Origin of the sequence: Actinocatenispora rupis, assembly GCF_016861975.1 — a bacterium.
GTDB lineage: Bacteria > Actinomycetota > Actinomycetes > Mycobacteriales > Micromonosporaceae > Actinocatenispora > Actinocatenispora rupis.
On record NZ_BOMB01000025.1, the window covers coordinates 33,914 to 54,434 of the forward strand.

A 20,521-nucleotide genomic window follows, 5' to 3' on the forward strand; every position below is an offset into this window, starting at 1 on the left:
TCCCGGCGCTCCCAGGCGCCAACCCTACCGGCCGCTAGCTGCTCAGAAAGCTCAGAACGGCCATAACGCGACGGTGATCCGAGTCGCTGGGCGCCAGGCCGAGCTTGCCGAAGATGTTCGAGATGTGCTTCTCGACGGCACCCTCGGTGACCACCAGCGCCCGGGCGATCGCCGTGTTCGTGCGGCCCTCGGCCATCAGCCGCAGCACGTCCCGCTCGCGCGGCGTCAACGTACGCACCGGGTCCTTGCGGGACACGAACAGCTGCGACACGACCTCCGGGTCGAGCACCGTGCCGCCGCCGGCGACCCGGACCAGTCCGTCCAGGAACTCGTCCACGTCCGCGACCCGGTCCTTCAACAGGTATCCCACCGCGCCGACCCGGTCCGCGAGCAGGTCGTCCGCGTACGAGACCTCGACGTACTGGGAGAGGACGAGGATCGGGGTGCCAGGCACCGTACGCCGGGCCTCGATCGCGGCGCGCAGCCCCTCGTCGGTGTGGCTGGGCGGCATCCGGACGTCGACGATCGACACGTCGGGGCGGTGCTCGGTGATCGCGGTGACCAGCGACGGGCCGTCACCGACGGCGGCGACGACCTCGTGCCCGGCCTCGGTGACGAGCCGGACGATGCCCTCGCGCAGCAGTACGGAATCGTCGGCGACTACGACCCGCATGGCAGCTCCGCGGTCAGGACGGTCGGGCCGCCCTCGGGACTGTCCAGGTCGAACCGGCCGTCCGCGGCGCGGACCCGGTCGGCGAGGCCGGCGAGGCCGTGGCCCTTGGCGGAGTGGGCGCCACCCACCCCGTTGTCGGAGATCGTCACGTAGACCACACTGCCATCCCCGGTCACCCGGACCCGGCACCAGGTGGCGCGGCTGTGCTTCGCCACGTTCGTCAGGGCCTCGGCGACCAGGAAGTACGCGGTGTTCTCGACGGTGGTGGGCAGCCGGTCCGGCGAGGGCAGGTCGACCTCCAGCTCGGTCTGCACCGTGCAGCGGCCGGTGACGGCGGCCAGCGCGGCGGCCAGCCCGCGGTCGGCGAGGATCGGTGGGGCGATGCCGCGGGACAGCGCGCGCAACTCGTCCAGCGTCTCCCGGGTCTGCTCGATCGCCTCGGCCAGCAGCGGCGCCGCGGCCTCCGGATCCGTACGCATCCGGCGCTGCGCGAGGCTCAGGTCCATGGTGAGCCGGACCAGCCGCTGCTGCGGCCCGTCGTGGATGTCGCGCTCCAGCCTGCGCAGCGCGGACGCCTCGGCGGAGCGCGCCGCCTCGCGGCTCTCGGTCAGCTCCTCGACCCGCTCCTGCAGCGCGGTGACCCGCTCCCGGGTCAGCAGCATCCGCGCGAACCCGGCCCGCATCAGCGCCATCCCTCGTACCACGAAAGGTGCACTGACCAGGAACAACAGCCCCACCGCGGTGTTGACCGCCACGACGTTGCCGTACGTGTGCTGGAGGCCCATCAGGTCCGACAACCCCTGCTCGTACGGCAGGACGGCCCACTCCCACGCGAAGTTCAGCGTGTACCCGAGGCCGACGGCCCACCAGGTCACCGTGACCGAGAACGCGACCACCGCCGGTACGAGGGTGAAGACGCCCCAGAGCAGGTCGGCCCAGCTCTGCCCCTCGGTCAGCGGGATCAGCACGCGGCGCAGCCCGGTCCGCTTCGTGCGGTCCTTGTACCGCGGGACGGTGATCGGTCGGCGCAGCACCCGGTTGATCTGCCGGCGCTCCAGGTTGGCGAACGCCCGCGCGACGAACATGCCGCCGATCAGGACGAAGATGCCGCCCATGGTGACGGCGGTGCCGACGCCGACGCAGAACATCGCCAGGACGACCACGAAGCTGGCGATCGACAGCGGCAGGCCGAGCAGGCAGTAGCCGGTGTCGACACCGAGCTGGTTGAGCAGGCTCCGCTGCCGCGGGTGGCGGTCGGCGGCGGGTACGGCGGTCGTCATGCCTCGACGGTATGGCCCCGCGTACGACACGCCCATGCGGCGTGCCGGCCAAGCACGGGTGGGGCCAGCCCCAGTACGCGCGCCTGCGGTCGGTACGCGTGGCCCACGCCACTCGGCGGCGGATTGTGGGGTTTGGAACCTGGGGCCGGAAACCTGCCGTACGAGGCCCCGCCGTTCGCGGTGTTCGTGACGGCCGTGTCACCGATTGTCAAGATCGCGATTTGTGCGTGCGTTCACAAACGCATACGCTGACCACACGGCGCGGCTCCTACCACACCGGGCAGACCGGCGTACGAGCCAGTCCGACGACCCGCCTGACCTGCAAGATCATTGGCTGGCTCGTGGGCGGGTGCCGAAGATATCGTCGTTTCGAGAGTCAGATGAGTCAGCAGCGAACCGACAGCTCGGCGAGCCCGGCGTTCCCGGATCTCCCAGAGGCCACCGTCGCCCGCCTCCCCGAGTACCTGCGCGCCCTGCACACGCTTGCCGAGCAGGGCCACGACACGGTGTCCAGCGAAGGGCTGGCCGCCGCCGCCGGGGTGAACTCGGCCAAGCTGCGCAAGGACCTCTCCCACCTCGGGTCGTACGGCACGCGTGGCGTCGGGTACGACGTGGCCCTGCTGATCACCCAGATCGAGGCGGTCCTCGGACTGTCCCAGCACCGTACGGTCGCGCTGGTCGGCATCGGTAACCTCGGTCACGCGCTCGCCGGGTACGGCGGGTTCGCCAGCCGTGGGTTCTCCGTCGCCGCGCTGTTCGACGCCGAACGCGCGCAGGTCGGCGAGCGGATCGGCGACCTGGTGGTCCGGCACATCGACGAGCTGGCCGAGGTCGTCGCCGCCGAGGGCATCTCGATCGGCGTGATCACCACCCCGGTGCATGCCGCGCAGCACGTCGCCGACCGGTTGGTCGCCGCCGGCGTCACCAGCATCCTGAACTTCGCGCCCTGCGTCCTCGCCGTACCGCCCGGGGTGGACGTCCGCAAGGTGGACCTGGCGGTGGAGATGCAGATCCTGTCGTTCCACGAGCACCGCAAGGCGCTCACGGCACTGCCCGTCCCGCGGCCAGCACCCAACGGCCGGGCAGGGGAGGCGATCGGCACGTGAACCTGCTCGTCGTCGGCATGTCGCACCGGACCGCACCGGTCGACCTGCTGGAGAAGCTGGCCGTACCGGGGGGCGAACTCCCGGACCTGCTGCACCGGCTGCTGGCCCGGCCGTACCTGTCGGAGGCCGTGGTGCTGTCCACCTGCAACCGCGTCGAGGTGTACGCGGCGGTCTCCGCGTTCCACGGCGCGCTGGCGGACATCGGCGGCGAGCTGGCCGCCCGCTCCGGGTACGACGTGGCCGCCCTGGCCGAGCACCTGTACGTGCACTACGACGACGAGGCCGTCCGGCACACGTTCCGGGTGGCGGCCGGGCTCGACTCGATGGTGGTCGGCGAGGCGCAGATCCTCGGGCAGCTGCGCGACGCGTACACGGTGGCGCGGGACGCGGAGGCGCCGGGCCGGCTGCTGCACGAGCTGCTCCAGCAGGCGCTGCGGGTCGGCAAGCGGGTGCACAGCGAGACCGGCATCGACCGGGCCGGGCAGAACGTCGTGACCGCCGCGCTCGACCTCGGCGCCCGGCAGGTCGGCGGCGCCGCCCCGGCCTGGCTCGCCGAGAAGAACGCGCTGGTCGTCGGCGCGGGCGCGATGGGCGCGCTGTCCGCCGCGACGCTGAGCCGGCACGGCGTGGCCGACCTGGTGATCGCGAACCGCGGGGTGGACCGCGCGGCGCGGGTCGCCACCAACCACGGCGGCCGCCCGACCGGGCTGTCCGACCTGGTCGGCGAGCTGGCCGCGGCCGACCTGGTGGTCTCCGCGACCGCCTCGCACGGGCACGTACTGACCGCCGACCTGGTGGCCGCGGCGACCGCGGAGCGCGCCGGGCGTCCGCTGCTGGTGCTCGACCTGGCCGTACCGCGGGACGTCGAGGCCGGGGTGGCCGAGCTGCCCGGTGTGGTCGTGGTGGACATCGAACAGCTCGGTTCGTCGTTGGACCCGTCGGGCGGTACCGGCCCGGCGCCGTTCGCGGCCGAGGGCTCGGTACCTGCCGCGGAGCGGATCGTCGCCGACGAGCTGGACACCTTCCTCGGCTTCCTGCGCAGTGCGAACGTGGCGCCCACGGTCGCCGCGCTGCGGGGCCGGGCGGAGGACGTGGTCAGCGTCGAGCTGCGCCGGCTGGCGCAGCGCCGGCCGGAGCTGACCGACGCGCAGCGCGCCGACATAGCCCGAACCGTGCACCGGGTGGTACAACGCCTGTTGCACCAACCGACCGTACGGGTGCGTGAGCTGGCGGCGGAGCCGGGCGGTGACCGGTACGCGGCGGTGCTGCGCGAGCTGTTCGGCCTGGACGTCGCCGAGGGGGCGGCGGCCGAGGCGATCCGGGTGGCGCCCACCGAGAACACGCCGACCGAAGGCAGGGAGAAGTGACCGCCACTATGGCCCGACCGGTACGTCTGGGCACCCGCGGCAGCAAGCTCGCCGTGGCCCAGTCCGGTACCGTCGCCGACGCGCTGCGCTCGGTCATCGACCGGCCGGTGGAGCTGATCGAGGTCGTCACGCCGGGCGACCGGTCCAGCGCGCCGGTGCGGCGGCTCGGCGTGGGTGTGTTCGTGTCCGCGTTGCGCGACGCGTTGGCCGCGGGCGAGATCGACGTGGCCGTGCACTCGTACAAGGACCTGCCGACGGCGCCGGCCGAGGGCCTGACGATCGCCGCCGTACCGCCGCGGGCCGACGCCCGGGACGTGCTCGTCTCCGCGAGCGGGCTGCCGTTGGCGGAGCTGCCGGCCGGCGCCCGCGTCGGCACCGGCGCGCCGCGGCGGATGGCCCAGCTCAACGCGCTCGGCGCCGACCTGACCTGCGTACCGATCCGCGGCAACGTGGACACCCGGCTGCGCAAGCTGACCGCCGGTGAGCTGGACGCCGTCGTCCTCGCCGCCGCCGGTCTGCAACGCCTCGGCCGCATCGCCGAGGCCACCGAGTTTCTCGACCCCGACCTGGTACTCCCGGCTCCGGCGCAGGGCGCGCTGGCCGTCGAGTGCCGTACCACCGACGCCGAGCTGGTCTCGGCGCTCGCCACGCTGGACGATGCGTCGACCCGCGCGGCGGTACGTGCCGAACGTGCCCTGCTCGCGGCCCTGGAGGCCGGTTGCAGCGCGCCCGTCGGCGGGTACGCGACGGTGGCGGACGGGGCAGTTTTCCTGCGCGGTGCCGTGGCCACGGTCGACGGGAGCACGTCGATCCGCCGCTCCGGTACCGGAACGCTCGCCGACGCCGAGTCGGTCGGCCGGCGGCTTGCCGCCGAGCTGCTCGACGCTGGCGCTGATTCCCTGTTGGAGAGTGCACGATGACCCGCGCGCGTAAGTCCGTCGGCCGCATCACCGTGGTGGGGGCCGGTCCCGGCGACCCGGGGCTGCTCACCCGGCGTGCCGTCGAGGCGGTGGCCGCCGCCGACCACGTGGTCTACGACCGGTCGGTGCCCGAGGTGTTGCTGACCGCGGTTCTCGCGGAGGCCGGCGAGCAGTTGGAGCGCAGCCCCGCGGAGGGCGCGCCCGGCGACATCGCCAAGGTGCTGCTGTCCGCGGCCCGGTCGGGCCTGTCGGCGGTACGCCTGGTGGCCGGCGACCCGTACGGGCACGACTCGGTGGTGAAGGAGATCCAGGCGATCTCCCGGACCAACGTGCCGTTCGAGGTGGTGCCCGGGGTGAGCCACGCCTCGGCGGTGTCGAGCTACGCGGGCATGCCGCCCGGCCCGGTGCGTACCGAGGTGGACGCCGACGACGTGGTGAACCTGGACTTCGACGCGGTCGCCGCGGCGCTGGGCAAGGGCCCGCAGTCGTCGCTGGCGCTGACCGTCGACGCCGGCTCCCTCGCCCAGGTACGGGACGGGTTGCTCGCCGCGGGTGTCGACGGCGCCATGCCGGTCGCGGTGACGGGCGACGGCACCGGCGAGACGCAGTACACGACGTCGTCCACTGTGGACAGTTTCGTGGAGGCGGCGCTGGGCTTCGGTGGCCCGGTGGTGCTGACGCTCGGTTCCGGTGTGCCGCAGCGCGACAAGCTCGGCTGGTGGGAGAACCGCCCGCTGTACGGCTGGAAGGTCCTCGTCCCGCGGACGAAGGAGCAGGCCGGCGCGATGTCCGCCCGCCTCCGGGTGTACGGCGCGATCCCGTGCGAGGTGCCGACGATCGCCGTCGAGCCCCCGCGTACGCCGGCGCAGATGGAGCGCGCGATCAAGGGCCTCGTCGACGGCCGGTACGCGTGGATCGTGTTCACGTCGACCAACGCGGTGCGCGCCGTGTGGGAGAAGTTCGCGGAGCACGGGCTCGACGCGCGGCACTTCGGCGGCGTCAAGATCGCCTGCATCGGCGACGCGACGGCCGAGGCGGTGCGCGCGTTCGGCATCCAGCCCGAGCTGGTACCGAGCGGCGAGCAGTCGTCGGACGGGCTGCTCGCCGACTTCGCCCCGTACGACGACATCCTCGACCCGGTCGGCCGGGTGCTGCTGCCGCGCGCCGACATCGCGACCGAGACGCTGGCCGCGGGGCTGACCGAGCGCGGCTGGGAGGTCGACGACGTCACCGCGTACCGGACGGTGCGGGCGGCGCCGCCGCCGGCCGAGATCCGCGACGCGATCAAGTCCGGCGGGTTCGACGCCGTGCTGTTCACGTCCTCCTCGACCGTACGGAACCTGGTCGGCATCGCCGGCAAGCCGCACACCCGTACGGTGGTGGCCTGCATCGGGCCGAAGACGGCCGAGACCGCCGTCGAGTTCGGCCTGCGGGTGGACGTGCAGCCCGAGCACGCGTCGATCCTCGACGAGGTCGAGGCGCTCGCGGCGTACGCGGTGGAGCTGAAGGAGAAGCTCGCGCAGATGCCGCCGAAGCAGCGCCGCGGTTCCAAGGTGCAGGGCCCCACCGCCCTCCGCTTCCGCTGACCGGCCCGGCCCGGGGCCCCCGCGACCGCTCCGGGCCCCGGCCGCCACACTCGGCCTGGACGATGTCCAGACCTCGCTGTCGATGACGTGAGGAGACCGATGATGTACCCCGACGTGCGGCCCAGGCGGCTGCGTACGACGCCGGCGATGCGGCGGCTCGTGGCCGAGACCGTCGTACGGCCGGCGGACCTGATCCTGCCGCTGTTCGTCCGGGAGGGTCTGGACGAGCCGAGGCCGGTCCCGTCGATGCCCGGGGTCGTGCAGCACACCCGGGACTCGCTGCGCAAGGCGGTGACCGAGGCGGCGCACGCCGGGCTCGGCGGCGTGATGCTGTACGGGATCCCGTTGCGGAAGGACGAGGTCGGCTCGGGCGGCACGGACCCGGACGGCATCCTCAACGTCGCGCTCCGCGACGTGGCGCACGAGGTCGGCGACGCCACCGTCATCATGTCGGACCTGTGCCTGGACGAGTTCACCTCGCACGGCCACTGCGGTGTGCTCGCCGCGGACGGCACCGTCGACAACGACGCCACCCTCGCCCGGTACGCGGAGATGGCGGTGGTGCAGGCGGACGCCGGGGTGCACCTGGTCGGGCCGAGCGGCATGATGGACGGCCAGGTCGGCGTCGTACGGGAGGCGCTGGACGAGGCCGGCCACACCGACGTCGGCATCCTCGCGTACGCGGCGAAGTACGCGTCGGCGTTCTTCGGGCCGTTCCGGGACGCGGTCGAGTCGTCGCTGGAGGGCGACCGCCGCACGTACCAGCAGGATCCGGCGAACCTGCACGAGGCGCTGCGCGAGGTGGAGCTGGACGTCGCCGAGGGCGCCGACCTGGTGATGGTCAAGCCGGCCCTGCCGTACCTGGACGTGGTCGCCGCGGTGCGGGCCGCCGTGCACGTGCCGGTCGCCGCCTACCAGGTCTCCGGCGAGTACGCGATGGCCGAGGCCGCGTTCGTGAACGGCTGGCTCGACCGCGACCGTACGATCCTCGAAACGCTGACGTCGATCCGCCGCGCCGGTGCCCAGCAGATCCTCACGTACTGGGCGCTTGAGGCCGCCGCACTGCTCCGCGCCGCGTACTGACGAGGTCCGTGCCGTCAGGCCATCGCGGCGTGCAGTGCCGTGATCGTCTGGCGGCCGGTGGGCGTGGTGAAGTCCCGGACCATGTCGCTGACCAGGCTCGGCACCGACGTGATCCGCCCGCCCGCCGCCTCGATCTGCCGGTACGCGGCGTCTTCGGTGCGGTGGGACAGGCCGCCGCTCACGTCGGCGAGTACCTGGACGTCGAGGCCGGCGGCGAGCGCGTCGAGCGCGGTGTGCAGGACGACGATCTCGCTGGTGACGCCGCCGATCACGAGGGTGCGCCGGTGGTGGCCGAGCATCGTCTCGCGCAGGGTCGGGTCGTCCCAGCAGGCCGGCGTACCGCGGAGGTGTGGCGCGCCGAGGTGTCGCAACTCGCCGATGATCGCCGGGCCGCCGGGCCGTGGTGCGGCGGCGAGCGTCACGGGTACGTCGAGCAGCCCGCAGACGGTGGCGAGTGCGGTGGCGGAGCGGCGGATCGTGCCGGGGTCGTTGGTGACGCTCAGCGGCAGGATGTCCTCCTGGAGTTCGGCGAGCAGTACCTGGACGGTGGTGTGGTCGAGCATGGTTTCCTCCGTGAATCGTTCACGCTGTGAATGATTTCGCGACGGTAGCATGCGGGACATGAGCGACGTCAAGGGCGCAGCGCTGTTCACCACCACGGCGTTCCGGCTCGGTACCGTCGGCGCGGTCGTCAGCGACCGGTTCGCCGCGCGCATCGCCGACCACGACGTCAAGCCCAAACACGTCGGCCTGCTCGCCGCCCTCACCACCGCGCCCGCCGCCTCGCAGCTCGACCTGGCGCGGCTCATGGGCATCGCCCCCAGCCTCGTCGTACGGCTCGCCGACCACCTGGAGGACCTCGGCGCCGTCGAACGCGTACGGGATCCCGGCGACCGGCGGCGGCAGGCGCTCCGCCTCACCGACCGGGGCCGCGACCTGCTCGCCACCTGCGCCGACATCTCCCGGTCCCTCGACCGGGACCTGTTGGCCGGGCTGTCCGCCGCCGACCGCGCCGCGCTGCGTACCGCCCTCGCGACCGTCGCCGACAACCTCGACCTGCCCACCGGCTGACCCCGCCCCGCTCGCCCCGCGCTGCCATGACGAGCGCTTTCCGGTACGCCCGCGCAAGGAGACGCCCGGAGGCCCGCAGCATCACGTACTCCCAGGCCGTCGCGCCGGTGGAGCCGGACCAGCGACTGGTACGGGCACTGCACCCGGCGCTCGTCGTACTCCTCGGGCCGGCAACGCGGCGACGCGCCGGGCGAAGCGTCGGCGACCCTGATGTGTCGCCCGACGGGGGTGGGTCAGGCGGTGCGGAGGTTGCGGGGGAGTGACGTCAGCGGCGCCTCGTACTCGCACCACAGGTGGTCGGGGCGGAAGCCGAGGACCGCGTTGACCCGGAGCATCGGCTCGTCCTCGACCGCCTGCCAGGTCTGCACCTCGCGTACCTGCGGCTCGGCGGCGCGCAGGTCGGCGAGCATCCGCGCCTTCATCGCGAGGCCGAGCCCGTACCCGCGATGCGCGGGCACCACGATCGTGTCGTACTGGTCGGCGCGTTGCGGGCGGTGCGCCGGGATGACGAGTTCGGTGAGGCCGGCGACCTCGCCGCTGGCGGTGTGCAGCGCGACCGCGACGTACGGTCGGAGGCCGCGGGCCCGCAGCGTGCGCAGGCTGTCGCGGAGCCGGTCGGCCTCGAAACCCGGGTTCCATTCGACGTCGGCGACGGGGGTGTGCCGGATGACGAGCTTCGCGTCCGCGTACGACGCGAGCAGCTCGTCGGGCGGGCCACCCGGGTAGTTCTCGATGTGGTAGCCGGCGCCGATCCGGCCGGCGAGCCCGCCGATCCGGTCCCAGTCCACTGTGGACAGATCGAGCAGGCTGCTCTCCTCGACCACCGTACGGGCGAAGCCGCGCGCGGCGTAGAACTCCGCGGTGGGCGTGCCCTCGACGACCTCGGCGGTGACGGACTGCCGGTGCTGCGCGGCGGCGTGCTCGGCGGCGGTGGCCAGCAGCTCCCGCCCCACCCCGGTACGCCGGTGCGCCGGATCGGTGAACAGCTCGATGACGGCCGTGCCGCTCAGGTCGTACCCGAGGAGCAGCTCGCCGACGTACCCGACGAGTTCGCCGTCCACCTCGGCGATCCACGCGGCCCGGCGCTCGCCCGGCATCGCCACCGACAGGTACTCCCGGAGCCGGTCGTGGCGCCACAGCGGCTCGCCGGGAAGGTCGGCGGCGAGGACCGCGTTGAACACCCGCAGCCAGGCGTCGATCTCCCGGTCCGGCGCGGTCGCCGGGTTCCACTCTCTGATCCGCACCAGTCCTGCCTACCCGTTCGTCGAGGGCCGGTGCGAGAGGGAACGCATTCCTCGGGCTACCGGGGCTATTCGGACATTATGCCACGAATCGCAGGCTCGTGGCGGCTCATGATCCCTTCGAGGCGTACCCGTACGCGTCGGCCGCGGCGTACACGTCCGAGGCGTACTTGTCGAGGTTGTTGTACGAGTGGATCGCCTGCCACCAGCCGGCTCCGGTGGCCAGGTCGTGCCCGTCGGCGCACAGGTACCGCGCGGCGGACAGGGCCGCGTCGTTGATGTTCTGCGGGTCCGCGGTGCCGTCGCCGTCCGCGTCCGTCCCCCAGCGCGCCCAGGTGCCCGGCAGGAACTGCATCGGCCCGACCGCCCGGTCGTACGTGGTGTCCTGGTCGAGCCGGCCCTGGTCGGTGTCCCGGATGACCTTGTTGTCGTGCGTACCGTCCAGCGCCGGGCCGTAGATCGCCGGCTCCGCCTCGCCCTTGTCGCTCAGGCTCGACCCGCCGTGCGTGCCGTGGTTCGACTCGATCTTGCCGATCCCGGCCAGCGTCGTCCAGCTCAGGTTGCAGGCCGGCGTCGTCTGCTGCGTGACCACCTGCGCGTACCCGTACGCCTGGAGCGCCACCGTGGAGATGCCCAGCCGGGACAGCCCGCCCGCCCACGCGGTCAGCGTGCCCGGACCCGACGTCGACGCCGGCCCCGGCGACCTGCTCGTCGACGGCGTCGGGCTCGGTACGGTCATCGGACCGCCACCGGGCACCCCGCCGTCCGACGGCGACGGTACGGGTTTGCCGGCGTCCGCCGTGTCCCGGCGTGGCGTGTCGCCCTGCGCGGCGAGCGCGGGCACGACGTACCCACCGACGGTGCCGACGGCACCGAGCACCGCCAGTGCGGCGACGCTGGTCAGGCCCAGGCGGGCGGCCGGGCGGCGCCAGCCGGGCCAGCGGAGGAACCGGGCCGATGGGATAGGGAGCCTTACCACGCGTCGAGTATGTCGGGTCGGACCGGATCGGCTCAACCGGTAGAGTCGACCCGATTCACCCGAGCAGAGGAAAGGACGTGCGCCCGATGCCCCGGTACGAGTACCGCTGCCGCGAGTGCCGCCGCACGTTCGAGCTGGACCGGCCGATGGCGGACTCCGCCGCACCCGCCCCCTGCCCCGGTGGTCATACCGACACGGTGAAGCTGCTGTCCACGATCGCCCTCGCCCGGGGCGGCGCCGGTGCCGCGGCCCCTGCCGGCGGCGGTGGCTGCTGCGGCGGCGCCTGCGGTTGCGCCACCTGACGCCCGCCCACGGCGTCTCCCCTCGACCTCGATCCGCACCTCGAACTCCCCCGCCCGCGCCCTTGCGCATCGTTCGTACTGGCCGGGTGGCTCGGAGCATCGGTAGCGCCGTGGTTCCCTGATGCGTCCGGTCCCCGAGCGCTGCCGGCCGCGCGTGCCCGAATCCCTGCGCGCCGCCCGTCTGTCCCCGCGCGTGTCCGGAGTCGCCGCGTGCTGCCGGCCACGTGGCTGGCCACGAAGGGCTCCCGGCTGTGCGGTGCTCGGAGTCCACACATGGTTGGACGCGCGGTGCCCGCTGTCCCGGCCGCGAGTGCGGCGCCCAGTGGCTGGCCGCGGGGCGTACCGGTGGGGTTGAACGGGTGTCTCGGGGTGCTTGTCCGATAGGGCAGGGAACTGGTGATTGACGGTGGAAGATCAACATATTAAGGTCCACGGACTATAAAGAAAGTTTCCTAAAAGTTGCGATCCGTCGTACGGAACGCAGCTCGGTTGCGACAGATCGCGCGGCGTACCCCAGGCCGCGTTCGCCCCCACTCCCGCAAGGAGGATCTGTGCACAGACCGATCAGAGCGCTCGGCGTGGCCGTCGCCGGCCTGCTCGTCGCGGGCGTCACCACCACGGCCGCGTACGCGGCGCGCACCCCGGACCTCGCCGCCGCGGCGGCCCTCCCCACGAACTGGTACGCCGCGGCGCCGTACCTGATGCCGGCGGACAACAATCCGCCCGACCCCACCGAGATCATGGACGCGACCGGGCAGAAGGCGTTCCAGCTCGCGTTCATCCTGTCCGACGGCGGGTGCAACCCGGCGTGGGACGGCAAGACCCCGCTCGACCAGGCGACCAGTATCGACACCGCGATCAACGCGATCCGCGGCAAGGGTGGCGACGTCTCGGTCTCCGTCGGCGGCTACAACGGGACGAAGCTCGGCCAGGTGTGCGGTGACGCCGCGTCCACCGCGGCGGCGTACCAGAAGGTGGTGTCGAAGTACGGGCTGCACGCGATCGACTTCGACCTGGAGGAGCCGGAGTACGAGAACACGGCGGCGATCGCGAACGAGCTGGGCGCCGCGAAGATCCTGCAGCAGAACAACTCCGGGCTGTACGTGTCGGTCACGATGCCGGGCACGTCGGCCGGCACCGGCTGGTTCGGTACGCAGCTGCTGGACCAGGCGAAGTCGATCGGCTTCACCCCGTCGAACTTCTCGATCATGCCGTTCGACGGCGGGTTCTCGGGCGGCGGTGCGAGCCAGACCGCGGCGCTGGAGGCGTTCCACGGGCTGCTGGAGCAGCACATGGGCTGGGACTCGGCCTTCGCGTACCAGCACGAGGGCGTGTCGGGGATGAACGGCCGCACCGACGCGGCGGAGTACTTCCGGCAGGCGGACTTCCAGACGGTGCTGGACTACGCGCTGGCGCACCAGCTCGGCCGCTACACGTACTGGTCGGCGAACCGGGACCGGGAGTGCGATCCGCCGGAGAACCAGCAGCTGTCCGGCGAGTGTTCCAGTGTGGCGCAACAGAAGTGGGAGTTCACCACGTACACCACGGCGTTCGCGAACCGGACGACCGTGGTGGACCCGCCGACCGGCGGTGGCGGCGGCGGTACGGATCCGGGTACCTGCCCGGCGAAGTCGTGGGACTCGTCGGTGGCGTACGTCGGCGGGGACGCGGTGACGTACGGCGGGCACGGGTGGACGGCGAAGTGGTGGACGCAGGGCGACGTGCCCGGCAACAACGCGCAGGACGTGTGGACCGACAACGGCGCCTGCACCGCGTCGACGGCCTCGACGGCGTCGGGCAGCGCGACCGCGTCGTCCGGCGGCACCGTCACGGTCGTGTCGAGCCCGGCGGCGACGTCGGGCACTGCAACACCGGCGGGCACGGCGGCACCGGCGTACGAAAGCGTTGCGGCGCATGGGAAAGCGGCGACGGCGTGCCCGGCGGCGTGGGACTCGACGAAGGCGTACGTGGGTGGCGACACCGTGTCGTACGGCGGGCACGGGTGGACGGCGAAGTGGTGGACGCAGGGCGACGTGCCGGGCAACAACGCGCAGGACGTGTGGACGGACGACGGCGCGTGCGGCGGCACCGGTACGACGGCGCCGGGTGCGCCGACCGGTCTGACGAGTACGGCCGTCGGGTCGAGTTCGGTGTCGTTGCGCTGGACGGCGCCGAGCGGCGCGGTGGACAGCTACAACGTCTACCGGGACGGTACGAAGGTCGCGTCGGGTTCGGCGACGTCCGCGACCCTGGGCGGGCTGACCGCGAACACCGCGTACAGCTTCCAGGTGAGCGCGGTGAACGCGGCGGGTGAGAGCCCGAAGTCGGACGCGCTGTCGGTGACGACGGCGGCCGGCGGCGGGTCGGACGGCGGGGATTCGGGCTACATCAACGGATCCGGCGCCGGCGACAAGAAGATCATCTACTTCGACCAGTGGTCGATCTACCAGAACGCCTACTACCTCAAGGATCTGGACAAGTACGCGGACGACATCGACGTCATCAACTACGACTTCGAGAACATCGACCCGACGAACCTGACGTGCTTCGAGACGACGAAGGCGACCACGCCCGACCCGGGTGGCGAGAGCGACCCGAACGCCGGTGACGGCGCGGGCGACCAGTTCGCCGACTACGAGAAGACGTACGACGCGTCGACCAGTGTGGACGGTCAGGCGGACGCGTGGGGCCAGCCGATCGCCGGCAACTTCAACCAGATCAGGAAGCTGAAGGCCAGGCACCCCAACCTGAAGGTGCTCCTGACCATCGGCGGCTGGACCTACTCCAAGTACTTCTCGGACGCGGCGGCGACGAGCACGTCGCGGCAGAAGTTCGTCGGCTCCTGCCTGGACATGTTCATCAAGGGCAACCTGCCCACCTCGCCCGGCGGGTACGGCGGCGCCGGGACGGCCAAGGGGCTGTTCGACGGCATCGACGTCGACTGGGAGTACCCGGGGTCGGACGGCGGGCACGTCGGCAACCACTACAGCGCGAACGACACGGCGAACTTCACCGCGCTGCTCGCCGAGTTCCGGTCGGAACTGGACGCGCAGGGTACGGCGGACGGCAAGCACTACCTGCTCACCTCGGCGCTGCCGGGTGGCCAGGACAAGCTGAACAAGATCCAGACCGACAAGATCGGCCAGTACCTCGACTACGGCAACGCCATGACGTACGACATGCACGGGGCGTGGGACGCGACCGGGCCGACGAACCTCCAGGATCCGCTGTTCCCGTCGGCGGACGACCCGTCGACGCCGGTACCGGGCGGCACCCAGCAGTACGACGCGGACACGATCCTCAAGGCGTACACGGTGGGCGACCCGATGTACGGGATCCCCGGCGGGTTCCCGGCCGAGAAGCTCACCCTCGGCATCCCCATGTACTACCGCGGCTGGACCGGCGTGCCGGCCGGCGCGGCGAACGGGGAGTACGGCACGGCGACCGGGCCGTCGGCGCCGCAGGCACTGTCCGGCAACGTGCCCGGAGTGGCGCTGCAGAAGGAACTCGCGTCGCTCGGCATGTTCCCCGGCAAGGAGTTCTACGACCCGGTACGCATGGCCGGCTGGTACTACGACGGGTCGACGTTCTACGCCGGCAGCACGCCACAGTCCATTGTGGACCATGTGGCGTACGCGAAGTGCAACGGTCTCGGCGGCATGATGATCTTCTCCGCGTACGACGAGGCGGCGGCGAGCCAGCCGCTGCTGGAGAAGATCCTTTCCGAGGCGGACAAGGGAAAGCCGGCCGACTGCTCGAAGTACGCGACGGACACGTGGGGCACGTACGGCCCGCCGACGGTCGCCGCGCACGTCGGCAACGGTGCCCAGGCCACACCCGACCGTGACGGTACGGGCCGGGGCGCGGGCTCGGGCGCGCCGCCCGCTGCCGTGACCGGACCGCGCGACATCCGGCCGGGCAACCGGCGGTAGCCCACCGTCCACAGTGGACATTGCTCCCCTCCATGGTCGGCGCCCCGCCGGAGGTCCCCCCGGTCCGGCGGGGCGCCGCCCGCTACGTCCGAACGGAGAGAACCGTTGAGACGCACCAGGATCCTCGCCGTCGCGGCCGGCGCGCTGCTCGCCGCCGGCCTGCTCGCCGCGCCCGCCGCCGCCGCGCCCGCACCCGCCGCCACCTGTACCGCGGCGGCGTGGAGCGCCAGCGCCGTGTACCAGGGCGGCGACACCGCCACGTACGGCGGGCACCAGTGGACCGCGAAGTGGTGGACGCAGGGCGAGACGCCCGGCGCAGCCGACTGGGGCCCGTGGCGGGACGACGGCGGCTGCGCCGGCGGCAGTACCGCGCCGGCCGCGCCGACCGGGCTGACCGCCGGCACCGTCACCGCCAGTACGGTGGCGTTGAGCTGGACCGCGCCGTCCGGCACCGTGCAGGGCTACCACGTGTACTCCGACGGCAGCCAGGTCGCCACCGTCACCGGCACCTCGACGACGGTCACCGGGCTCACCGCGGCCACCGCGTACGACTTCACCGTCTCGGCGTACAACGCGGTGGGCGAGTCGCCGCGCTCCGCCGCGCTGCCGGTCACCACGAGTTCCGGCGGCAGCGTCCCGCCCGGCAGCGGTGACCTGCCCAAACACGTCCTCACCGGGTACTGGCAGAACTTCTACAACGGCGCCAAGGCGCTGCGGCTGTCCGACGTGCCCACCACGTACGACCTGATCGCGGTGGCGTTCGCGGACGCGGACCCGTCGAAGCCGGGCGCGGTCACGTTCGGCGTCGACTCGGGGCTGTCCGCGCAGCTCGGCGGGTACACGGCGGCGGACTTCACCGCCGACGTGGCGACCGCGCACGACCGCGGCCAGAAGGTCATCCTGTCCGTCGGCGGGCAGAACGGCACCATCAGCGTCGCCGACTCCACCGCCGCCACCAACTTCGCCGACAGCGTCACCGCGCTGATGCGGCAGTACGGCTTCGACGGGGTCGACATCGACCTGGAGAACGGCGTCAACGCGACGTACCTGGCGCAGGCGCTGCACCGGATCGCGTCCGCCGGCGGCACCGGCACGATCATCACGATGGCGCCGCAGACCATCGACATGCAGTCCACCGGCATGGAGTACTTCAAGCTCGCGCTCGCCGCGAAGGACGTCCTGACGATCAACAACATGCAGTACTACAACTCCGGCTCGATGAACGGCTGCGACGGCAAGGTCTACAGCCAGGGCACGGAGGACTTCCTGACCGCGCTGGCGTGCATCCAGTTGCAGGGCGGGCTCGACGCGAGCCAGGTCGGGCTCGGGCTGCCGGCGTCCGGATCGGCGGCGGGCGGCGGATACCAGTCGCCGTCGGCGGTGAACGACGCCCTCGACTGCCTCGCCACCGGTACGCACTGCGGATCGTTCACGCCGCCGTCGCACTGGTCCGTACGCGGGGCCATGACCTGGTCGATCAACTGGGACGCCAGCAAGGGCTACGCGTTCGCGAACACCGTCGCCCCGCACCTCGACACGCTGCCCTAGGAGACGACATGAGACGCCTCGGCGTACTGCTGGCTTCGGTCGCTCTCGCGGCGGGAACCGTTGCCAGCCAAGCAACTCCGCCCGCCTCGGCGGCCACGCGAGCGGCGCTCCCGGCGCACGCGCTCGTCGGGTACCTGCACGCCAGCTTCGCCAACGGCTCCGGGTACGTACCAGTCAGCGAGGTACCCGACTCGTGGGACGTGATCGACCTGGCGTTCGGCGAGTCGGCGTCCGCGACGTCCGGGCAGATCGAGTTCACCCGGTGCCCCGCCACCGAGTGCCCGAACCGGGAGAGCGACGCCGACTTCCTCGCCGGTATCGACGCGAAACGCGCCGCGGGCAAGAAGGTGCTGCTGTCGATCGGCGGCGCCAACGGCGAGGTACGGCTGACCACGACCGCCGCGCGCGACGCGTTCGTCGACTCGGTGTCGGCGATCGTGGACCGCTGGCACCTCGACGGCATCGACCTCGACTTCGAGAACCAGTCGCTGTCCCTCGACGCCGGCGACACCGACTTCACCAAGCCGACCACCCCGTCGATCGTCAACCTGATCTCGGCCGTACGCACGCTGAAGTCCAAGTACGGCAACGGTTTCGTGCTCACCGCCGCGCCCGAGACGTTCTTCGTGCAGCTCGGCTACCAGCACTACGGACCGGGTCCGTCCGGCGCGCAGGACCCGCGGTCCGGTGCCTGGCTCCCCGTCCTGTACGCGCTGCGCGACGACCTCACCCTGCTCACCGTGCAGGACTACAACTCCGGCCCGATCATGGGCCTGGACGACCAGTACCACACGATGGGTGGGGCGGACTTCCACATCGCCATGACCGACATGCTGCTCGCCGGGTTCCCGGTCGCCGGCGACACCACGACGGTGTTCCCCGCGCTGCGGCCCGACCAGATCGCGATCGGCGCGCCCGCCACCGCCAACGCCGGCAACGGCTACGTGCCGCCCGCCACCCTGGACGAGGCGCTCGACTGCCTCACCAAGGGCACCTCGTGCGGCGGGTACCAACCTCGCGGCGGCGCGCACCCCGACCTGCGCGGCCTGATGGCCTGGTCCATCAACTGGGACCTGTACGGCGGCGGCGAGTTCGCCGGCAACTTCGACACGTACTTCGGCTGAGTCGCGGTGGTGCCGGCAGCGTGCCGGCACCACCCGCCCGCGTCACTGCTCGCCGAGCGTGACCTGGACCTTCTGGCTCGAACCGTTCCGGTCGACGGTCACCTCGACGGTGTCCCCCGGCTTGTGCGCGGCCAGCGCCGTCGTCAGGTCGGTCACGTCCGTCACCTGGGTACCGCCGACGTTGGTGATCACGTCGCCGGCCCGGATGCCCGCCTTCGCGGCCGGGCCGTTGGCCGTCACCGACACGACGAGCGCGCCGGCCGGCTGGTAGTTCTCGTCCACCGCCGGCCGTACGGTCACGCCCAGCGCGGCGCGGCCGGAGTTGGTGACCTTGCCGTCCTTGATGATCTGGTCGGCGATGCGCTTCACCATGTTGCTGGACAACGCGAACCCGATCCCCGGCGCCGCGCCACCCTGCTCCTGGTTTGTCGCCGCGAGCGTCGGTACGCCGACGACCTTGCTGTTCAGGTCGACGAGCGCGCCGCCGCTGTTGCCGGGGTTGATCGCGGCGGACGTCTGCACCATGTCGGTGATCGTGGTCGCCGGGGCGGTCTCCGTACGAGGCTCCTGCACCGTACGGCCGACCGCGGAGACGATCCCGTTCGTCACCGAACCGGAGAGGCCGAGCGGGCTGCCCATGGCCAGTACCTCCTGGCCGACCCGCAGATCACCCGAGTCGCCGAACGTCGCCGGCGTGACGTTCGACGAGTCGGACAGCTTGATCACCGCGATGTCGTTCGGCGGGTAGCTCGCCACCAGCTTCGCCGCCAGCGGCGTCTTGCTCGTCGCCGTCGTCACCTCGAACGACGTCGCGTCGCCCACCACGTGCGCGTTGGTGACGATGTCACCCTTGTCGTCGTACACCACGCCCGAGCCGAGGCCGCTCGACGTGTTGATCTGCACCACCGACTTCAACACGTTGGCGACGACCTTCTCGTACGCGGCGCTCCCGCCACCGGTCGCGCCGCCGTTCGTGGCGGTGGCCGAACCGGTCGCCTTCGGGGATCCGCCACCGCCGCCGGTGCAGCCGGCGACCAGCGCGGTGACCAGGATCGCGGGCACCGCGAATGACACGAAACGCTTCGCTGACATTCCTGTGTGCTACCAGCCGGATGCGGTGGCCGGGCGCGTTTGCCGATTCCACCGCCGGCCCGCGGACTAGGTTGGATACTGCGAGGTCAGTCGGTCCACTCGGCGAGATGCGGCGCCTCCGCCGCGATCGTGGTACGGCCGCCGTGGCCGGTGTGCACCGTGGTCTGCGGCGGCAACGTCAGCAGCCGGGTACCGATGGACCGGATGATCGTGTCGAAGTCCCCGTACGGTCCCTCGCTCGCGCCGGGGCCGCCCGCCACCAGCGTGTCGCCGGTGAAGACCGCGCCGAGCCCGGGCGCGTGGAAGCAGCAACTGCCGGGCGTGTGGCCGGGAGTGTGCAGTACCCAGAGGTCGACGCCGGCGACGGTGAGGGACTCGCCGTCGGCCAGTTCGGCGTGCGGCGGCCGGTCCGGATGCACCCGGTCCCACAGCACGCGGTCGTCGGGGTGCAGCAGGACGGGCGCGTCCACCAGACCGGCGAGTTCGACGGCGGCGCCGACGTGGTCGCTGTGCCCGTGCGTACACGCGATGGCGACGACGTCCCGGCCGCCGACCAGCGCGGCGATCGCCTCCGCGTCGTGCGGCGCGTCGACGATCAGGCACTCCCGCTCGTCGCCGATCAGCCACACGTTGTTGTCGACCTGCCAGCGCGCGTCGTCCACCTCGAACAGCCCAGACGTGACGATCTGTTCGATCCGGGTCGGCATCTTCTCTCCCTGCTAGGGCATGTCCCGTGCGGCGCACCCGGCCGTCCCGGTACTCACCGGCGTGTCGCCGGCCGGACCGGACCCGCCGGCCGGCGTCGTACCGGAGGTGGCGGGGGTGGTGGGAACGGACCTGGCGGGCGTGGCCGGACGGCGCCGGGCACGGCGGACCGGACGCCCGGTGGAGCGGCGGGATCCCGCGCCGCGGCCGGGCCGGGCGGCGATGATGGGGTCGGACGACGCACGGTCGGCCCGTACATCCGCCCTGGTGGCGGTGAAGGCACACGGGACGGCCGGCACGTACCCGATCGTCGCGTGCGGATGGACCTGACGCAATGACCGTCCGACCCGTCTTCGGCCGTGTCGGCCCGGCGGACCGCGACGACGCGGGAGACTCCCGGACAGTGCCCGGACACGCAACTCGTGCAGGGGGGCCTCGTTGCGTACACCGATCGGTCGTGAGATCAACTGTGGGGGCAGGAGGTACTGGGCTCGTCGGTCCGGCCGCGGCCG

At 72.2% G+C, this 20,521-nt stretch carries 17 protein-coding genes and 1 pseudogene; 11 read left to right on the forward strand and 7 right to left on the reverse strand.

Annotated features, from left to right (window positions below):
- Window positions 1–34: 34 nt before the first annotated feature.
- Entirely contained in the window at window positions 35–673 is a 639-nt protein-coding gene (locus Aru02nite_RS22235) for a response regulator (protein ID WP_203660777.1), read from the reverse strand.
- Entirely contained in the window at window positions 661–1,953 is a 1,293-nt protein-coding gene (locus Aru02nite_RS22240) for a sensor histidine kinase (RefSeq protein ID WP_203660779.1), read from the reverse strand. Before Aru02nite_RS22240 ends, Aru02nite_RS22235 begins: the two co-directional genes overlap by 13 nt.
- Window positions 1,954–2,333: 380 nt before the next feature.
- On the opposite strand from Aru02nite_RS22240, the gene Aru02nite_RS22245 reads away from it, so the two are divergent.
- The 5 genes from Aru02nite_RS22245 to hemB all read left to right on the forward strand — a co-directional run bounded on the left by Aru02nite_RS22245 (window position 2,334) and on the right by hemB (window position 8,015).
- Window positions 2,334–3,059, forward strand: coding sequence for a redox-sensing transcriptional repressor Rex (locus Aru02nite_RS22245; protein ID WP_203660781.1), 726 nt, complete (start codon window positions 2,334–2,336; stop codon window positions 3,057–3,059).
- Window positions 3,056–4,426, forward strand: a complete 1,371-nt coding sequence (locus Aru02nite_RS22250; RefSeq protein WP_203660783.1) for a glutamyl-tRNA reductase — start codon at window positions 3,056–3,058, stop codon at window positions 4,424–4,426. Before Aru02nite_RS22245 ends, Aru02nite_RS22250 begins: the two co-directional genes overlap by 4 nt.
- Window positions 4,427–4,434: 8 nt before the next feature.
- Window positions 4,435–5,346: a hydroxymethylbilane synthase gene (gene hemC, locus Aru02nite_RS22255; protein WP_203660918.1), complete on the forward strand. Its 912-nt coding sequence runs from the start codon at window positions 4,435–4,437 to the stop codon at window positions 5,344–5,346.
- Window positions 5,343–6,932 carry a bifunctional uroporphyrinogen-III C-methyltransferase/uroporphyrinogen-III synthase gene (locus Aru02nite_RS22260; protein ID WP_203660785.1) on the forward strand — a complete coding sequence of 530 codons (1,590 nt, stop codon included), beginning with the start codon at window positions 5,343–5,345 and terminating at the stop codon, window positions 6,930–6,932. Before hemC ends, Aru02nite_RS22260 begins: the two co-directional genes overlap by 4 nt.
- A gap of 99 nt (window positions 6,933–7,031) precedes the next feature.
- On the forward strand, window positions 7,032–8,015 hold the full coding sequence (gene hemB, locus Aru02nite_RS22265) for a porphobilinogen synthase (RefSeq protein ID WP_203660787.1): 984 nt from the start codon (window positions 7,032–7,034) through the stop codon (window positions 8,013–8,015).
- Window positions 8,016–8,029: 14 nt separating this feature from the next.
- Here the strand turns inward: hemB and Aru02nite_RS22270 are convergent, their stop codons facing one another.
- The gene (locus Aru02nite_RS22270; protein ID WP_203660789.1) at window positions 8,030–8,578 is read right to left on the reverse strand and encodes an isochorismatase family protein; all 549 of its coding nucleotides are present in this window, start codon (window positions 8,576–8,578) and stop codon (window positions 8,030–8,032) included.
- Window positions 8,579–8,636: 58 nt separating this feature from the next.
- Between Aru02nite_RS22270 and Aru02nite_RS22275 the strand changes: the two genes are divergently transcribed.
- The gene (locus tag Aru02nite_RS22275) at window positions 8,637–9,086 is read left to right on the forward strand and encodes a MarR family winged helix-turn-helix transcriptional regulator (protein WP_203660791.1); all 450 of its coding nucleotides are present in this window, start codon (window positions 8,637–8,639) and stop codon (window positions 9,084–9,086) included.
- Window positions 9,087–9,319: 233 nt separating this feature from the next.
- Here Aru02nite_RS22275 and Aru02nite_RS22280 read toward each other — a convergent pair whose 3' ends face one another.
- Both Aru02nite_RS22280 and Aru02nite_RS22285 read right to left on the reverse strand, forming a co-directional pair.
- Window positions 9,320–10,330 (reverse strand): GNAT family N-acetyltransferase, encoded by a 1,011-nt coding sequence (locus Aru02nite_RS22280; protein ID WP_203660793.1) that lies wholly within the window; start codon window positions 10,328–10,330, stop codon window positions 9,320–9,322.
- Window positions 10,331–10,436: 106 nt separating this feature from the next.
- Window positions 10,437–11,306, reverse strand: a complete 870-nt coding sequence (locus Aru02nite_RS22285; RefSeq protein ID WP_203660795.1) for a lytic transglycosylase domain-containing protein — start codon at window positions 11,304–11,306, stop codon at window positions 10,437–10,439.
- Between the two features lie 86 nt (window positions 11,307–11,392).
- Here Aru02nite_RS22285 and Aru02nite_RS22290 point away from each other — a divergent pair, with 86 nt between their 5' ends.
- The 4 genes and pseudogenes from Aru02nite_RS22290 to Aru02nite_RS22305 all read left to right on the forward strand — a co-directional run.
- Window positions 11,393–11,608: an FmdB family zinc ribbon protein gene (locus Aru02nite_RS22290; RefSeq protein WP_203660797.1), complete on the forward strand. Its 216-nt coding sequence runs from the start codon at window positions 11,393–11,395 to the stop codon at window positions 11,606–11,608.
- A 551-nt stretch (window positions 11,609–12,159) separates the two neighbouring features.
- Window positions 12,160–15,540 carry a glycosyl hydrolase family 18 protein gene (locus tag Aru02nite_RS22295; protein ID WP_203660799.1) on the forward strand — a complete coding sequence of 1,127 codons (3,381 nt, stop codon included), beginning with the start codon at window positions 12,160–12,162 and terminating at the stop codon, window positions 15,538–15,540.
- A gap of 159 nt (window positions 15,541–15,699) precedes the next feature.
- A complete protein-coding gene (locus Aru02nite_RS22300) occupies window positions 15,700–17,088 on the forward strand; it encodes a chitinase (protein WP_373324947.1) in 1,389 nt (462 codons plus the stop codon).
- A gap of 56 nt (window positions 17,089–17,144) precedes the next feature.
- A pseudogene (locus Aru02nite_RS22305) lies at window positions 17,145–18,212 on the forward strand (chitinase); the annotation flags it as partial.
- A gap of 42 nt (window positions 18,213–18,254) precedes the next feature.
- Here the strand turns inward: Aru02nite_RS22305 and Aru02nite_RS22310 are convergent.
- Window positions 18,255–19,304: a S1C family serine protease gene (locus Aru02nite_RS22310; protein ID WP_203660805.1), complete on the reverse strand. Its 1,050-nt coding sequence runs from the start codon at window positions 19,302–19,304 to the stop codon at window positions 18,255–18,257.
- Window positions 19,305–19,390: 86 nt separating this feature from the next.
- Window positions 19,391–20,011: an MBL fold metallo-hydrolase gene (locus Aru02nite_RS22315; RefSeq protein ID WP_203660807.1), complete on the reverse strand. Its 621-nt coding sequence runs from the start codon at window positions 20,009–20,011 to the stop codon at window positions 19,391–19,393.
- A 19-nt stretch (window positions 20,012–20,030) separates the two neighbouring features.
- Between Aru02nite_RS22315 and Aru02nite_RS22320 the strand changes: the two genes are divergently transcribed.
- Window positions 20,031–20,339 carry a hypothetical protein gene (locus Aru02nite_RS22320; RefSeq protein ID WP_203660809.1) on the forward strand — a complete coding sequence of 103 codons (309 nt, stop codon included), beginning with the start codon at window positions 20,031–20,033 and terminating at the stop codon, window positions 20,337–20,339.
- Window positions 20,340–20,521: the final 182 nt, after the last annotated feature.

What these genes read in the sequence shown, in the direction of transcription:
- Aru02nite_RS22235 (WP_203660777.1), bottom strand. Translation starts at nt 673, where the DNA reads ATGCGGGTCGTAGTCGCCGACGATTCCGTACTGCTGCGCGAGGGCATC.
- Aru02nite_RS22240 (WP_203660779.1), bottom strand. Translation starts at nt 1,953, where the DNA reads ATGACGACCGCCGTACCCGCCGCCGACCGCCACCCGCGGCAGCGGAGC.
- Aru02nite_RS22245 (WP_203660781.1), top strand. Translation starts at nt 2,334, where the DNA reads ATGAGTCAGCAGCGAACCGACAGCTCGGCGAGCCCGGCGTTCCCGGAT.
- hemC (WP_203660918.1), top strand. Translation starts at nt 4,435, where the DNA reads ATGGCCCGACCGGTACGTCTGGGCACCCGCGGCAGCAAGCTCGCCGTG.
- Aru02nite_RS22260 (WP_203660785.1), top strand. Translation starts at nt 5,343, where the DNA reads ATGACCCGCGCGCGTAAGTCCGTCGGCCGCATCACCGTGGTGGGGGCC.
- hemB (WP_203660787.1), top strand. Translation starts at nt 7,032, where the DNA reads ATGATGTACCCCGACGTGCGGCCCAGGCGGCTGCGTACGACGCCGGCG.
- Aru02nite_RS22270 (WP_203660789.1), bottom strand. Translation starts at nt 8,578, where the DNA reads ATGCTCGACCACACCACCGTCCAGGTACTGCTCGCCGAACTCCAGGAG.
- Aru02nite_RS22275 (WP_203660791.1), top strand. Translation starts at nt 8,637, where the DNA reads ATGAGCGACGTCAAGGGCGCAGCGCTGTTCACCACCACGGCGTTCCGG.
- Aru02nite_RS22290 (WP_203660797.1), top strand. Translation starts at nt 11,393, where the DNA reads ATGCCCCGGTACGAGTACCGCTGCCGCGAGTGCCGCCGCACGTTCGAG.
- Aru02nite_RS22310 (WP_203660805.1), bottom strand. Translation starts at nt 19,304, where the DNA reads ATGTCAGCGAAGCGTTTCGTGTCATTCGCGGTGCCCGCGATCCTGGTC.
- Aru02nite_RS22315 (WP_203660807.1), bottom strand. Translation starts at nt 20,011, where the DNA reads ATGCCGACCCGGATCGAACAGATCGTCACGTCTGGGCTGTTCGAGGTG.
- Aru02nite_RS22320 (WP_203660809.1), top strand. Translation starts at nt 20,031, where the DNA reads ATGTCCCGTGCGGCGCACCCGGCCGTCCCGGTACTCACCGGCGTGTCG.